Genomic DNA, 14,227 nt, shown 5'->3' with positions numbered 1-14,227 from the left:
CGATCAGTCGTCCAATGCATCAAACTCGCAGCGTTGATAGCCGTAGGCTATGTAGATGCAGCTCCATCAGCTCCGGTACTTCGTCGCGGTGGCCGAAGTACGACATTTCACCCAAGCCGCCGACATCGTCGGCATAACCCAGCCCTCGTTGAGTAAGCAAATTCACGCCTTGGAGACCGACCTCGGTGCCCCGCTCTTCGAACGGCTAAGGGGCAACATCGCCCTCACCGCGGCCGGGGAGGTGCTCCTGCCGTTGGCGACCCGGATCCTCGCCGACGTGGAGACCGCGACCCGCGAGGTGCAGGAGTTGGTCGGCCTGCGCCGAGGGCGGGTACGACTCGGGGCCACCCCGAGCCTGGCCACCTCGCTCGCCCCGCCGGTGCTGCGTCGGTTCCGCGACGCGCACCCCACCGTCGACCTGCGCGTCGAGGAGAGTGGATCTCAGGATCTCGTCCGCGATCTGCTGCGCGGTGACCTCGACCTGGCCCTGATCATCATGCCGTCGCAGGGCGCCGACCCGGGCCTGCGTGTCGATCCGGTCCTGCGCGAGAGCCTGGTGGTGGCCTCGGTGGACGAGGTGCCGACCGCGTCGGACACCGGGGAGTTGCGCATCACCGACCTGCGGGACCAGCCGATGGTGATGTTCCGGGAGGGCTACGACCTGCGCGACGCCACCATCCAGGCGTGCCGGGCGGCGGGCTTCGAACCGAGCTTCGCGGTGGACGGCGGCGAGATGGACGCCGTCCTCAGCTTCGTCGAGGCGGGGCTCGGCATCGCCCTGGTGCCGGGCATCGTGCTGGCCCGCCGGCCCGGGGTCCGCATCACTCCGCTGGCGCCCCCCGGGGTGCGGCGGACCATCGCGGTGGCCCGCCGCCGCGACGTCGTCCCCACCCACGCCGGCCGGGAACTCCGGCGCATCCTGCTCGACTACGTCCAGTCCGCGATCGACCGAGGCGAGCTGCCGCCCGGCGTCGAGCCACTGACCTGATCCGGCCGGGGCCGCCGCCGCGAAGAGGCCGGCAGCGGCCCGGCCGGCGTGCTCAGCGGCCCTCGACGTCGTCCATCGCCCGGTAGATCCGCTGCTCCGACACGGGGTACGGGGTGCCCAGCGCCTGGGCGAAGACGTTCACCCGCAACTCCTCGATCATCCAGCGGATCTGTCGGACGGCTGCCTCCTGCCGACGGCCGGGCGGCAGGGCGGCGAGCAGGTCGTCGTACTCCTTCCGCACCACCGCGATCCGGTCCTGCTGTTGACGGTCCCGCTGGGGGTTGCCGCCGAGGCGGTCCAGTCGACGTTCGATGGCGGTGAGGTAGCGGAGCAGGTCGGGCAGGCGGGCGTACCCGGTCTCGGTGATGAAGCCGGCGTGCACCAGGCCGGCGAGCTGCTTGCGGATGTCGGCCAGCGCCGCCACCACCGTCAGGTTGCGTGTCGCGCCGAGCCGCTGCTCCACGGCGTACGCGGCGGCGAGGACCTTGCGGGCGCGGTCCATCACCTCGACGACGGTGTCGACCAGATCCGCGCGGACCCTCTCGCGCAGCGCGGCGAAGCCGTCGGCGTTCCACGCCGGCCCGCCGGCGGCGTCGATCAGCCGGTCGATGGCTGCGCCGGCTGCGTCCTCGATCAGCTCCTGCACGCCGCCGTGCGGGTTGCGACTCAACGCGAGCTTCGCCTCGTTGCTCAACCGACCCTGAAGGAACCGGGCCGGGGACGGCACGGTGAGCCGCAGCAGTCGGCGGGTGCCGGCCCAGTGCGCCGCCTCCGCCTCGGCGGGGGAGTCGAACACCTTCACCCCGACGGTGGCGCCCTCGTCGACAAGTGCCGGGTACGCGGTCACCGCGTAGCCGGCGCGCACCTGCTCGATGGTGCGAGGAAGATCGCCGACGCTCCACTCACGAAGGCCCGTCCGGGCGACCTCCGGAGCGGCGGCGGCCACGACCTGGCGTACCTCCTGGCGCAGTTGACGTTGCAGGGCCGGCAGGTCCTTGCCCTCGGCGACCGGCTTGTCGTCGTCGCCCAGGATGCGGAAGGTCACCCGCAGGTGGGCGGGCAGCTTGTCCGGCTCCCAGGCGTCGCGGGGCACGGTGACACCGGTCATCCGCCGCAGCTCACGGGTGAGCGCGTCCAGCAGCGACGTCTCGCCGGGGGTGATCGCCGCGAGGGCGGCGCGGGCGTAGTCCGGCACCGGCACGAAGTTGCGGCGGATCGCCTTGGGCAGCGAGCGGATCAGCGCGATCACCGTCTCCTCGCGCAGCCCCGGCACCTGCCAGTCGAAGCTGTCCGGCGGGACCTGGTTGAGCAGCGGCAGCGGGATGTCGACGGTGACGCCGTCGGTCGCCGTGCCCGGCTCGAACCGGTACGTCAGCGGGAGGGTCACCCCCTGGGTCTGCCACTCGTCGGGGTAGTCGCTCTCGTCCACCCCGGCCCGGCCGTCGTTCACCAGCACGTCGCGGGTGAAGGTGAGCAGGTCGGGCCGCTCGTGGCGGGTCTTCTTCCACCAGGTGTCGAAGTGGCGGCCGGACACCACGTCGGCGGGGATCCGCTGGTCGTAGAAGCCGAAGATCGTTTCGTCGTCGACCAGGATGTCCCGGCGGCGGGCCCGGCTCTCCAGCTCCTCGATCTCGCCCAGCAGCCGCTTGTTGTCGGCCCAGAACCCGTGGTGGGTCTGCCAGTCGCCCTCGACGAGGGCGTGCCGGATGAACAGCTCCCGGCTCAGCGTCGGGTCGATCCGCCCGAAGTTGACCTTCCGCGACGCGACCAGCGGCATGCCGTACAGGGTGACCTTCTCGTAGGCCATCACCGCGGCCTGCTTCTTCTCCCAGTGCGGCTCGCTGTAGCTGCGCTTGACCAGGTGCTGCGCCAGCGGTTCGACCCACTCCGGCTCGACCCGCCCGGCGATGCGCCCCCACAGCCGGGAGGTCTCCACCAACTCGGCGGCCATCACCCAGCGCGGCGGCTTCTTGAACAGCGCCGACCCGGGGAACAGCGCGAACTTCGCTCCCCGCGCCCCCAGGTACTCGTGCTTCTGGGCGTCCTTGAGGCCGATGTGCGAGAGCAGGCCGGGCAGCAGCGACTGGTGCACCTTCGGGGTGTCGATCTCCTCCGGCAGGTCCGCGCCACCCCGGCGGCCCCGGCCGGCGTCCGCGTCGGCCGAGGCGTCGCGCGCCGGCCGCCCACCGCGTCGGTCGCCCTCGGCCGGGGTACGCAGCACCTGGCGCAGTTGACCGACGATGTCCTGCCACTCGCGGATCCGCAGGTAGTTCAGGTACTCCGCCTTGCACATTCGGCGGAACGCGCTCGACGACAACTCCCGCTGCTGCTCACGCAGATAGCGCCACAGGTTGAGGTACGCGACGAAGTCGGACTCCTTGTCGGCGAACCGGGCGTGCGCCTGGTCGGCCTGGGCCTGCTTCTCCGCCGGGCGCTCGCGCGGGTCCTGGATGGAGAGCGCGGCGGCGATCACCAGGATCTCGGTGGCGCAGCCGTTGCGCTCGCCCTCGACCACCATCCGGGCCAACCGCGGGTCGACCGGAAGCTGGGCCAGGCGACGGCCCAGCGCGGTGAGGCGCTTCGCCGGGTCGGCCTCGGTCGGGTCCAGCGCGCCCAACTCGTGCAGCAGGTTGACGCCGTCGGTGATGTTGCGCTTGTCCGGCGGGTCGATGAACGGGAACGCCGCAAGGTCGCCCAGCCCGATCGCGGTCATCTGGAGGATGACCGACGCCAGGTTGGTGCGCAGGATCTCCGGGTCGGTGAACTCGGGGCGGGACAGGAAGTCCTGCTCGTCGTAGAGGCGGATGCAGATGCCGTCCGACGTACGACCGCAGCGGCCCTTGCGCTGGTTGGCCGACGCCTGCGAGACCGGCTCGATGGGCAGCCGCTGCACCTTGAGCCGGCTGGAGTAGCGGGAGATGCGGGCGGTACCCGGATCGACCACGTACTTGATGCCGGGGACGGTCAGCGAGGTCTCCGCGACGTTGGTGGCGAGCACCACCCGACGCGAGCTGTGCGCGGCGAAGACCCGGTGCTGCTCGGCGCTGGAGAGCCGCGCGTACAGCGGCAGGATCTCGGTGCCGAGCAGCGACCGTTTCTTCTGCACCAGCTTGCCGAGGGCGTCGGCGGTGTCCCGGATCTCCCGTTCCCCGCTGAGGAAGACCAGGACGTCGCCCGGCCCCTCGGCGGCCAGCTCCTCGACGGCGTCGCCGATCGCCTGGATCTGGTCGCGGACGTTCTCCTCGTCGGCGTCGCCGTCCTCCTCGCTCTCGGCGACCTCGACCAGCGGCCGGTAGCGGACCTCGACCGGGTACGTCCGCCCGGACACCTCGACCACCGGCGCCGGACTGCCCTCGGCGTCGGCGAAGTGCTTGGCGAAGCGGTCGGTCTCGATGGTCGCCGAGGTGATGATCACCTTGAGGTCGGGCCGGCGGGGCAGCAGCTCCCGCAGGTACCCGAGCATGAAGTCGATGTTGAGGCTGCGCTCGTGCGCCTCGTCGATGATCAGCGTGTCGTACTGGCGCAGCATCCGGTCGGTCTGCAACTCGGCCAGCAGGATGCCGTCGGTCATCAGCTTGACCAGGCTGCGCTCGCTCACCTGGTCGGCGAAGCGCACCTTGTAGCCGACCACGTCACCCAGCTCGGTGCCCAGCTCGTCGGCGATGCGGTCGGCCACCGTGCGGGCGGCCAGCCGCCGGGGCTGGGTGTGCCCGATCAGGCCGTTGATGCCGCGCCCCAGCTCCAGGCAGATCTTCGGCAGCTGGGTCGTCTTGCCGGAGCCGGTCTCGCCGGCCACGATCACCACCTGGTGATCGCGGATGGCGGCGGCGATGTCGTCCTTGCGCTCACTGACCGGCAACCCCGCCGGGTACGTGATCACCGGCACCGCCGCTCGCCGGGTGGCCAGCCGCTGCTCGGCCCGGGTCAGCTCGGCGGTGATCTCGGTCAGGGCCGCCTCCCGGCGCTGCGGGTCACGCAGCTTGCGGGCGCCGTCCAACCGCCGCTGGAGCCGGCGCTGGTCACGGAACATCAGGGGACTGAGGCGGCGGTGCAGGTCGCGGACGGGATCGGTCGCGGCGGAGGAGGCTTGATTCTGCATGTCGTGCCCAAGGATAGGCAGCCCGGCGGCGCGCCGCCCCTGGGTTACCGCGCGTGGGCGCTCCGGTGCGTCGACGGCGGTCTACAGTTGCGGCCGACGTCGAGCGCGGGGGGCCGGGATGGAGCTGCGGGACACCGATCGGGCGCTGGTGCAGGCCGCCACGGCGGTCGCCAAGCTGCGGTGCCGCAGCCAGCGCCACACCGGCGCGTCGGCCGCGCGGACCGCCGACGGGCGGGTGTTCTCCGGCGTGAACGTCCAGCACGACAGCGGCGACACCTGCGCGGAGCTGATCGTGGTCGGCGCCGCCGCCACACAGGGCGTGACCGAGCTGGAGACGATCGTCTCGGTCGCCGACCGGGGCCGGGCGGTCGTCGGGCCGTGCGACAGGTGCCGGCCGGTGTTGACGGCCTACTTCCCGGCGCTGCGGGTCATCGTGGGCGAGTCGGACGACCTGCGGGTACTGCCGATCGAGGACCTGCCCGGCTGACGGGTCAGTCGCCGGCCGCCGCCTCGACCATCGACACGGGGATCGGCACGCTCTCGAACCGCAGGTTGCCCTCGGGCACCATCCAACTCGCCACCCGCGCGGTGAGCAGGCCGGCGCGAACGGCCGGATCATCGGCGTAGAGCCCGCGTACCTCGTCCGGGGCGATGGAGAACACGACGAAGCCCCGCATCCGGTCGTCGTCGGAATCCAGGAGGGGCCCGGCCGCGAGCACGAGTCCCTGTTCCACGAGACCCGCCTGGTGCGCCAGATGGGCGTCGCGTAACCGGTCGATCGCCTCGCCGGGCAGGTCCGGTGGGTCCGACGGTCGGACCAGGAGGACGACCGTGTGCTGGTCGAATCGCATGTCTCACACCCTATGGCGCATTCTGTACCTCTTACGGGTGTTATTCGTCGTCCACGCCACTTGCCCTCGTCCGCGAATCTCATTCTCTTTATTGAGGAACGGATGCGAGTGGGAGGTGCGGCATGGTCAGCAGACGACAGGTGCTCGTTGCCGGTGCCGCCGGTGGCGCCGCGATTCTGGTTCCGGCAGGCTCGACGGCCGCGGGCCGCGCGCTCGCCGCGTCGACCCAGCTTCGGGGCGCCGACATCCCCAAGTACGTCACCCCGCTGCGAATCCCACCGGCCATGCCGCGCGTGACGTCCGACCCGGAGCGGGACACGTACGTCGTCGGTGTACGCCAGTTCCGCCAGCAGATCCTGCCGTCGTCCTGGCCGCGGACGACGGTGTGGGGTTACGGCTCCACCGCCCACCCCGACAGCTTCGGCTATCCGGCGCCCAGCATCGTCGCGCAGGTGAACCGTCCCGTCCGGGTGACCTGGGTCAACGAGCTCGTTGACCACCGGGGCGACTACCTGCCGCATCTGCTGCCCGTCGACCCGACCCTGCACTGGGCCAACCCGGCCGGTGGAAGGGCGAACCGCGACGGGCACGGCCACCCCGACGGCAGCCGCCGGGGCTACCGGGGGCCGGTGCCCCAGGTGGTCCACCTGCACGGCGGGCACAGCACGCAGGAGAGCGACGGGCACGCCGAGGCGTGGTACCTGCCGGTGGCCCGCGACCTGCCGACCGACTTCGCCGTGACGGGCAGCGCGTACAACGATTTCCGGTCCCGCTTCGCCGAGCGGTCCGGCCTGCGCTGGGAGGCGGGCTCGGCCACCTTCGAGTACGACAACGACCAGCGGCCCTGCACCCTCTGGTACCACGACCACGCGCTGGGTCTCACCCGCGAGAACATCTACGCCGGACCGGCCGGGTTCTACCTGCTCGGCGGCGACGACCTGCCCGACGGGGTGCTGCCCGGCCCGGCGCCCGGTCACGACGACCCGCCGGACACCAGCTACCACGACATCCCATTGCTGATCCAGGACCGCAGTTTCAGCCCCGACGGCGAGCTGGTCTACCCGGGAAATCACCACGACGGGTCGGCGTGGACGTCGGCGTTCTCCGGCTCCACCATCGTGGTCAACGGTCGCACCTGGCCCAACCTGACGGTGCAGCGCCGGCGCTACCGGTTCCGGTTGCTCAACGGCTGCAACAGCCGCTTCCTGATGCTCAGCGTCGCCGCTCACGCCACCGCGCGGCCGGCCCGCCCGGTGCTACCCATCTGGCAGATCGGCAGCGACGGCGGTTTCCTGCCCGAACCGGTGCCGCACCAAGGTCTCACCCTCGGCCCCGCCCAGCGGGCCGACGTGATCGTCGACTTCACCGGCGTGCCCGTCGGCACCGAGCTGTACCTCGTCAACGAGGGACCCGAATGGGCGTACGACGGCGGCCGGCCCGGGGTGGACTTCGCGCCGTCCGACCCGCGGAGCACCGGGCAGGTGATGCGGTTCGTCGTCACCGAGGCGACCGCCGCGGACCCGAGTGTGCCGCCGGAGCACCTGCAACTGCCGGCGCACCCGCGCCTCGGCCCGGCGGAACGGGTCCGGCGGTTGTCGCTGAACGAGCGCATGTCCGGCCGGTCGATGGTGATGCTGCTCGGCACCCTCGACGAGCGCGGCCGGGGTCTGCCGATGCGCTGGACCGATCCGGCGACCGAACAGCCCCTCCTCGGCGCGACCGAGGTGTGGGAGGTGCGCAACTTCACCCGCAACGTCCACCCCGTCCACCTGCACCAGGTCCAGTTCGAGCTGCTGGGTCGAGGGCGGTCGGGCCGGTCGGAGCCGCGGCCGGGGGAGCGCGGGTGGATGGACACGGTGCTCGCGTACCCGTGGGAGGTGACCCGCATCAAGGCCCACTTCGACCTGCCGGGCCACTACTCCTGGCACTGCCATCTGTTGGAGCACGAGGACAACGAGATGATGCGCCCGCTGAACGTGCTCCCACGCGGCGGCGCGGCGGCCGGGGACGGCGGCTCGGCGGGCCTGCCGCAGGCCGCGGCGACAGCATCGACCGACGCCGGTTAGGTCACTTTCCGCAGGTCGGCTAAGGTTAGGCGAACCTAAGCTCGAACGTGCAGGAGACTCGTGACCACCCTCGTCGCCCGGCCGACGTCGGCCCGCAACTCCTCCGGTGCCCGCACCGGCCGGCGGGTCGTCGTCACCGTCGGAGCCGCGCTGGTGTTGCTGCTCGCCGTACTGGCCAGCTTCGCGCTGGGCAGCCGGCAACTCGGAGTCGGCGCGGTCTGGCACGCCCTCGTCGCGCCGGACGGCAGCGATGCGAGCACCATCGTCCGGGAACTGCGCATGCCGCGTACCGCGCTCGGCCTCGCGGTCGGGCTCGCGCTCGCCGTGGCCGGCGTGCTGTTCCAGGCGCTCACCCGCAATCCCCTCGCCGAGCCCCGCATCCTCGGCATCAGCGCCGGCGCGTCGTTCGGCGTGGTGCTCGCCATCTCCGTCTTCGGCATCGGCACGCTCGCCGGGTACGTCTGGTTCGGCATCGCCGGCGCGCTCGCCGCCGGCCTGCTGGTCTTCGCCATCGCCAGCCGGGCCCGAGAGGGCGCGAGCCCGGTCACCCTCGCGCTGGTCGGCGCGGCGCTCGACGCCAGCCTGGCCTCCATGGTGTACGCGCTGCTCAGCATCGACGCCCGCACCTTCGAGGAGTACCGGTTCTGGGTGGTGGGCGGGCTGGCCGGGAGGGACCTCGGTGTCACCGCCCAGGTGCTGCCGTTCGTCCTCGTCGGGCTGCTGCTCGCCGCACTGGTGGCCCGGGGCCTGGACGCGCTGGCCCTCGGCGACGACGTGGCCCGTGGCCTGGGCCACCGCATCGGCCTGGTCCGCCTCGGCGGTGGGCTGGCCGCCGTGCTGCTCACCGGCGCGGCGGTGGCCGCGGCCGGCCCGGTCGCCTTCGTCGGACTGGCCGTGCCGCACCTCGCCCGTGCCCTGGTCGGCGCCGACCACCGCTGGACTCTCGCCGTCTCGGCCCTGCTCGGGCCCGCGCTGCTGCTCGGCGCCGATGTCGTCGGCCGACTCGTCGCCCCACCCGGCGAGATACCGGCCGGCATCGTCACCGCCCTGATCGGCGCGCCGCTGCTGGCCGTGCTGGTCCGCCGCGCCCGGGTGGTGACCGCGTGACCCGGGCCAGCCTGCCGGCTGCCGCGCCCGCCGCAGCACCGGCCACCGGTCAGGCCCGGGTGTCGGGGCGGTCGCTGGTGCGGATCGGCCCGGTCAGCCTGCTGATCCGCCGCCGCGCGACGCTGGTGGCCGCCGTGCTGACAGTGCTGCTCCTGCTGGCCGTCGTGCTCAGCCTCTCGCTGGGTACCCCGTACGTCGCCCCGGCCGACGTGCTGCGGGCGCTCTCCGGCGCCAACACCCCGTACGACCTGGTGGTCTTCGATCTTCGTTTGCCCCGGGTCGTGCTGGCGGCGGCGGCCGGCGCGGCCTTCGGCGTGGCCGGCACGCTGATCCAGAGCGTCGCGCGCAACCCTCTGGCCAGCCCGGACGTCATCGGTATCACCCAGGGCGCCGGGCTCGCCGCGACCGTGGCGTTGACCAGCGGTGCGGCGGCGGTGCTGGTGGCGCCGAGCGCGTTGGTCGGCGGTCTGCTGGCGGCGGTGCTGCTCTTCGCCCTCGGCGCCCGGCACGGGCTGGCCGCGCAGCGGTTCGTTCTCGCCGGCGTGGCGGTCGCCTTCGCGTTCCGGGCGTTGACCGAGGTCGTGATGCTCACGGCCGACCCGATCGACGGTCTGCGGGCACAGATCTGGCTGATCGGCACCCTGGCCGGCAAGGGCTGGACCGAGGCCGCCTGGATCGCCGGCACCCTGCTGGTGCTGCTGCCGGTGCTGACCTGGGCCGGCTGGGCCGCCCTGAACAGCACCGCCCTCGACGACGACACCGCACGAGGCGTCGGCCTGCGCCCGGTGGCCCGCCGGATCGGCCTGGCCGGCACCGGCGTGCTCGTCGCCGCGATGGTCACCGCCCAGGTCGGCGCCGTCGACTTCGTCGCGCTCGTCGCGCCCCAGGTGGCCCGTCGACTGGTCCGCGCCGAACGGCCCCCGCTGGTCTGCGCCGCGCTGCTCGGGGCACTGCTGCTGGTCCTCGCCGACCTGGCCGGTCGCCGACTGTTCGCGCCCACCCAACTGCCGGCGGGCGTGCTCACCGCCGCAATCGGTGGCCCGTACCTGATCTTCCTGCTGCTTCGTGGACGGCGGCGGTCGTCGTGACGCCTCAAAGGAGTCGTGTGATGCTCTCCACCCGCGACCTGGTCGTCGGCTACGACGAGCGGACCGTGCTCGACGGGCTCACCCTGGACCTGCCCACCGACGCGTTCACCGTGATCGTCGGCCCCAACGCCTGCGGTAAGTCCACCCTGCTGCGCACGATGGCCCGGCTGCTCACCCCGCGACGCGGCACCGTCCTGCTGGACGGCACCGCCATCCGTGACCTGCCCACCCGCGACGTGGCCCGTCGGCTCGGCGTCCTGCCGCAGAGTCCGCTGGTGCCCGAGGGCGTCACCGTGGCCGACCTGGTCGGACGTGGCCGGCAGCCGTACCAGCGGTGGTGGCGGCAGTGGTCGTCGTCCGACGCTGCGGCGGTCGACGAGGCGATGGCCCTGGCCGACGTGGCCGACCTGGCCGACCGGCCGGTGGACAGCCTCTCCGGCGGCCAGCGGCAACGGGTGTGGATCGCCATGACCCTCGCCCAGGACACCGAGGCGCTGCTGCTGGACGAGCCGACCACCTTCCTCGACCTGGCCCACCAGGTGGAGGTGCTGGACCTGCTGCACCGGCTCCGCGTCGAGCGGGGCCGGACCGTGGTCGCCGTGCTGCACGACCTGAACCAGGCCGCCCGCTACGCCGACCACCTGGTCGCGATGCGCGCCGGCGCGGTGGTGGCCGCCGGCCCACCCCGGGAGATCCTCACCGCCGAGCTGGTCCGCGACGTCTTCGGGCTGGCCTGCGTCGTGGTTCCCTGCCCGGTGACCGGCGCCCCGCTGGTGATTCCAGCCCACACCGGCGGCCCGGCCCTTCCCGCCGCTGCCGGTCCCGCTGCGCCTGCCGCTGGCTCTGCGCCGGCCGCTGCTGCTGCCGGGTCCGCCGCGCTTGCCGCTGGCCCTGGCGACCCCGATTCGTCGACGGCGTCCGTACCGGACGCCCGATCCGCCGACGGCGACGCGGCCACCCCGCTCGCCGGCACGTACCCCTCGAAAGGACACTGATGCGTCGTCTCGTCGCCGCTCTCGCCGCGGCCGTCGCCCTCGGGGCCGGCCTCACCGCCTGCGGTGAGAGCGACCCGGTCGCCGGCTCCGCCACCGGGGAGACCCGGGAGATCACCCACGCCATGGGCACCACCAAGGTCCCGGCCGAGCCCAAGCGCGTCGTCGTACTCGACACCGACAAGATCGACACGGCGCTTTCGCTGGGCATCACGCCCGTCGGCGCGGCCACCGCCGGCGAGGCCAAGAGCTGGCCGACGTACTTCGGCGCGGACAAGCTCGCCGGCATCAAGGAGGTCGGGGTGCTCACCGAGCCCGACCTGGAGGCGATCAACGCGCTCAAGCCGGACCTGATCCTCGGCAGCAAGTTCCGCCAGGAGAAGTTCTACGACGAGCTGGCCGCCATCGCGCCGACGGTGTTCACCGACAAGGTGGGCATCACCTGGAAGGACAACTTCCTCCTCGACGGCAAGGCGCTCGGCCGCGAGCAGCAGGCCAAGGACCTGCTCGGCGCGTACGAGAAGCGGGCCAAGGACTTCGGCGCCACCCTCGGCGACCCCGCCGCCCGCAAGGTGTCGATCGTGCGCTTCATCCCGGGCAACATCCGGGTGTACGGGCCGGACTCCTTCTCCGGCATCGTCATCGGCGACACCGGTCTCGGTCGTCCCGAGCGGCAGATGCTGGCCAACAAGGAGGACAAGCGCTTCGACCTGGTCAGCCCCGAGCGGATCAACGAGGTCGACGGCGACGTCATCTTCGTGACCGCGTACGGCGACAAGGCCGCCGCAGAGCAGACCAAGGTGGCCGGCGGAACCCTCTGGAAGGGCCTCGGCGCGGTCAAGGCCGGCAAGGCGTACCCGGTCTCCGACGAGGTCTGGATGACCGGCATCGGCGTCGGCGCCGCCAACAAGATCCTCGACGACCTGACCAGGTACCTCCCCGCCACCTGACCACCCCGCCGCGCCCCCGCGCGCCGCGCCCCCGAGCGCCGCGCCCCCGCGCACGAGCCCCAAGATCCGAGCAACTTCGGGGAAACTGCTGCCTCGCAAGCCGATGAGGCAGCAGTAACCCTGAAGTTGCTCGGATCTTGGGGCCGGGGGCCGGGGGCCGGGGGCCGGGGGCCGGGGGCCGGGGGCCGGGGGGTGGGGGGTGGGGGGTGGGGACGGGGGTCAGCGGGAGCGGGAGCGGAGGGCTTGACGGAGTTCGTCGAGGAAGCCGTCGAAGTCCTCCCGGAATCTTTTCGCCGTTATGTGCAGCACGATCCAGTCCTCACCGACAAGTCGATTGAGGCGACGGCGGTCGCGGTGGAACTGCTCGGGATCGTCATGCCACAGTCCGTCGTATTCGACGGCGACCTTGAGATGCGGCCATGCCAGGTCGAGACGGGCCAGGAATCTCCCCTCGCGCTCGACCACGAACTGGGTGACCGGCGTCGGCACCCCGGCGAGCACGATCCGCACGCGAAGTCGGGACTCCGGTGTCGACTCCGAGCCCGCGTCAGCAAGATCGGCCACCCGCACCATGCGTCTCCACCCTCGGTGGCCGATCCGCGCTCGGGCGTTCGCCCGCAGCGGCGCGAGCGCCACCAGGTGCTGGTGAGCGAGCCGATCCACGATGGCGACTGCCTCCTCGGTCGGCAACCACTGGGCCAGATCCCAGCAGATGCGCGTCGGGGTGGTCACCGGGATGTCCTGGTGTCGGGTGACGTCGGCGTCGTCGATCGCGCCGACGTGGACGACGAGCCCCGACACCGGTCCGAACCGTTGGCCGGTGGGCACGAGCACGTCGACGGGTTCGCTGCGGTCGATCGTCGTCGCGCCGTAGAGCGCTGCCGCGCTGCGCCCGGCGATCACCACACCAGGCGGTAGCACGAGCTGGGCTGCGGCGGCGCAACGAGTGCGATGGGTGATCTCGAGTTGGGCATCGGCATAGACGTCTCGGAAGAGTGGGCGCCATGCCGAGCTGCGTAGTTCCGCAGGGGTGAGCAGACCGTCGGCGACGGCGAGGGAACCGCGGAAGACTCGCCCCTGCAGTCTCGCCGGACGTCGTGGAGAAGCAGGCATGACGACACCCTGACGGCCAGAGGCGGCCGCCGGCAGCCCCTGTGGATAACTCCCACCGGGGTTAGATTCGCCAAGATCCGCGCAACGTCAGTGGTCTTGCTGCCTCCCAGTCGTGGGAGGCAGCAGTATCCCTGATGTTGCGCGGATCTTGGTTGGGCGGGTGGGCGTGGGCGGGGGCCGGTCGGGGTTTGCGGTTAGGCGGCGGTGGACCAGATGGCGCGGAAGGCGGCGGCTTCGCCGGCCAGCCAGCGTTCGATCTGTTCGGGCTTGGCGTCGGTGGGCATGCGGTGGGCCTGACCGCGCCGGACGTCGACCAGGACCGGCTCGGCGTGCGGGAGGACCGCGTCCATGTGGCGGGCCATCAGGTGCAGGGTGGCGAGCATCGACTCCTCGCTCGGTGGCGCCTCGTCGAAGTGCAGTCGGACCGCGTCGGCGCGACCGTCGGCGTGACGTACGCCGAAATGGGGGTTGATCTTGACGGGCAGGTCGCCCAGCATGGCCAGGGCGTCGCGGGTCTGGGCCAGATCGAGGGTGGCCGGGTCGCCGAGGGAGTGCAGCCAGGCCGTCGCGCCGGGCACCAGCGCCTGGTAGAGCGGGCGCCAGCGTGGCTTGACGACGTCGACCACCCCGGACAGATGCGTGCCGCCGGTGTGGAAGGCGATGTCGGCCTTGAGCGCCTTGACGAACTGGCCGTGCGGGTTGAAGCCGGAGCGGCTGGCGCGCTGCTTGCGCAGACCACCCACGAAGGTCGCCTTGGTGGGGCCGGTGCGGTCGACGTAGCGGGTGAAGCCGAGCAGGGTGGTGTAGGGCGTCAGGGGCGTGGAGGTGGGCGCGGTCACGGGCGTCCTCCCAGTCGTAATCCTGCAGGTCAGGATCTTTATTAGTACATACATTCTAATCGACGGGTCTGACATTGCCCAGCGAAGTTCCGGGGTGAAGCGCGCCCTGCCAATCGCTCACCCGGCTTCGAGAT

11 protein-coding genes are annotated in these 14,227 nt (G+C 72.0%); 7 read left to right on the top strand and 4 right to left on the bottom strand.

Going from position 1 to position 14,227, the window contains the following annotated elements:
• Positions 1-55 precede the first annotated feature (55 nt).
• Complete coding sequence (locus ABZU91_RS12060; protein ID WP_355237903.1) at positions 56-988, top strand: LysR family transcriptional regulator; 933 nt, start codon at positions 56-58, stop codon at positions 986-988.
• A 52-nt stretch (positions 989-1,040) separates the two neighbouring features.
• Here ABZU91_RS12060 and hrpA read toward each other — a convergent pair whose 3' ends face one another.
• A complete protein-coding gene (hrpA, locus tag ABZU91_RS12055; RefSeq protein WP_355237900.1) occupies positions 1,041-5,087 on the bottom strand; it encodes an ATP-dependent RNA helicase HrpA in 4,047 nt (1,348 codons plus the stop codon).
• Positions 5,088-5,205: 118 nt separating this feature from the next.
• Between hrpA and ABZU91_RS12050 the strand changes: the two genes are divergently transcribed.
• Positions 5,206-5,574 carry a cytidine deaminase gene (locus ABZU91_RS12050; RefSeq protein ID WP_355237897.1) on the top strand — a complete coding sequence of 123 codons (369 nt, stop codon included), beginning with the start codon at positions 5,206-5,208 and terminating at the stop codon, positions 5,572-5,574.
• Between the two features lie 4 nt (positions 5,575-5,578).
• On the opposite strand, the gene ABZU91_RS12045 is transcribed toward ABZU91_RS12050, so the two are convergent.
• Complete coding sequence (locus ABZU91_RS12045) at positions 5,579-5,938, bottom strand: YciI family protein (protein ID WP_355237894.1); 360 nt, start codon at positions 5,936-5,938, stop codon at positions 5,579-5,581.
• 122 nt (positions 5,939-6,060) lie between these two features.
• Here ABZU91_RS12045 and ABZU91_RS12040 point away from each other — a divergent pair, with 122 nt between their 5' ends.
• Genes ABZU91_RS12040 through ABZU91_RS12020 form a run of 5 tightly spaced genes read left to right on the top strand, consistent with a single transcriptional unit; the run spans position 6,061 to position 12,141 of the window.
• Entirely contained in the window at positions 6,061-8,004 is a 1,944-nt protein-coding gene (locus tag ABZU91_RS12040; protein ID WP_355237892.1) for a multicopper oxidase domain-containing protein, read from the top strand.
• A 60-nt stretch (positions 8,005-8,064) separates the two neighbouring features.
• The gene (locus tag ABZU91_RS12035; RefSeq protein WP_355237889.1) at positions 8,065-9,111 is read left to right on the top strand and encodes an iron ABC transporter permease; all 1,047 of its coding nucleotides are present in this window, start codon (positions 8,065-8,067) and stop codon (positions 9,109-9,111) included.
• Entirely contained in the window at positions 9,108-10,199 is a 1,092-nt protein-coding gene (locus ABZU91_RS12030) for an iron ABC transporter permease (protein ID WP_355237886.1), read from the top strand. Before ABZU91_RS12035 ends, ABZU91_RS12030 begins: the two co-directional genes overlap by 4 nt.
• A 20-nt stretch (positions 10,200-10,219) precedes the next feature.
• Complete coding sequence (locus ABZU91_RS12025; protein WP_355237883.1) at positions 10,220-11,194, top strand: ABC transporter ATP-binding protein; 975 nt, start codon at positions 10,220-10,222, stop codon at positions 11,192-11,194.
• Positions 11,194-12,141, top strand: a complete 948-nt coding sequence (locus ABZU91_RS12020) for an iron-siderophore ABC transporter substrate-binding protein (RefSeq protein ID WP_355237880.1) — start codon at positions 11,194-11,196, stop codon at positions 12,139-12,141. The genes ABZU91_RS12025 and ABZU91_RS12020 overlap by 1 nt, the downstream gene beginning before the upstream one ends.
• A 219-nt stretch (positions 12,142-12,360) precedes the next feature.
• Here the strand turns inward: ABZU91_RS12020 and ABZU91_RS12015 are convergent, their stop codons facing one another.
• Positions 12,361-13,254, bottom strand: coding sequence for a hypothetical protein (locus tag ABZU91_RS12015; protein WP_355237877.1), 894 nt, complete (start codon positions 13,252-13,254; stop codon positions 12,361-12,363).
• A gap of 194 nt (positions 13,255-13,448) precedes the next feature.
• Positions 13,449-14,093 (bottom strand): hypothetical protein, encoded by a 645-nt coding sequence (locus ABZU91_RS12010; RefSeq protein ID WP_355237873.1) that lies wholly within the window; start codon positions 14,091-14,093, stop codon positions 13,449-13,451.
• Between the last annotated feature and the right edge of the window lie 134 nt (positions 14,094-14,227).

The sequence above is a fragment of the Micromonospora sp. NPDC005174 genome, from assembly GCF_040608495.1.
Taxonomy (GTDB): Bacteria; Actinomycetota; Actinomycetes; order Mycobacteriales; family Micromonosporaceae; genus Micromonospora.
The sequence above is the reverse complement of the archived record's forward strand: the minus strand, read 5'-3'. Positions and strand labels throughout refer to the sequence as shown.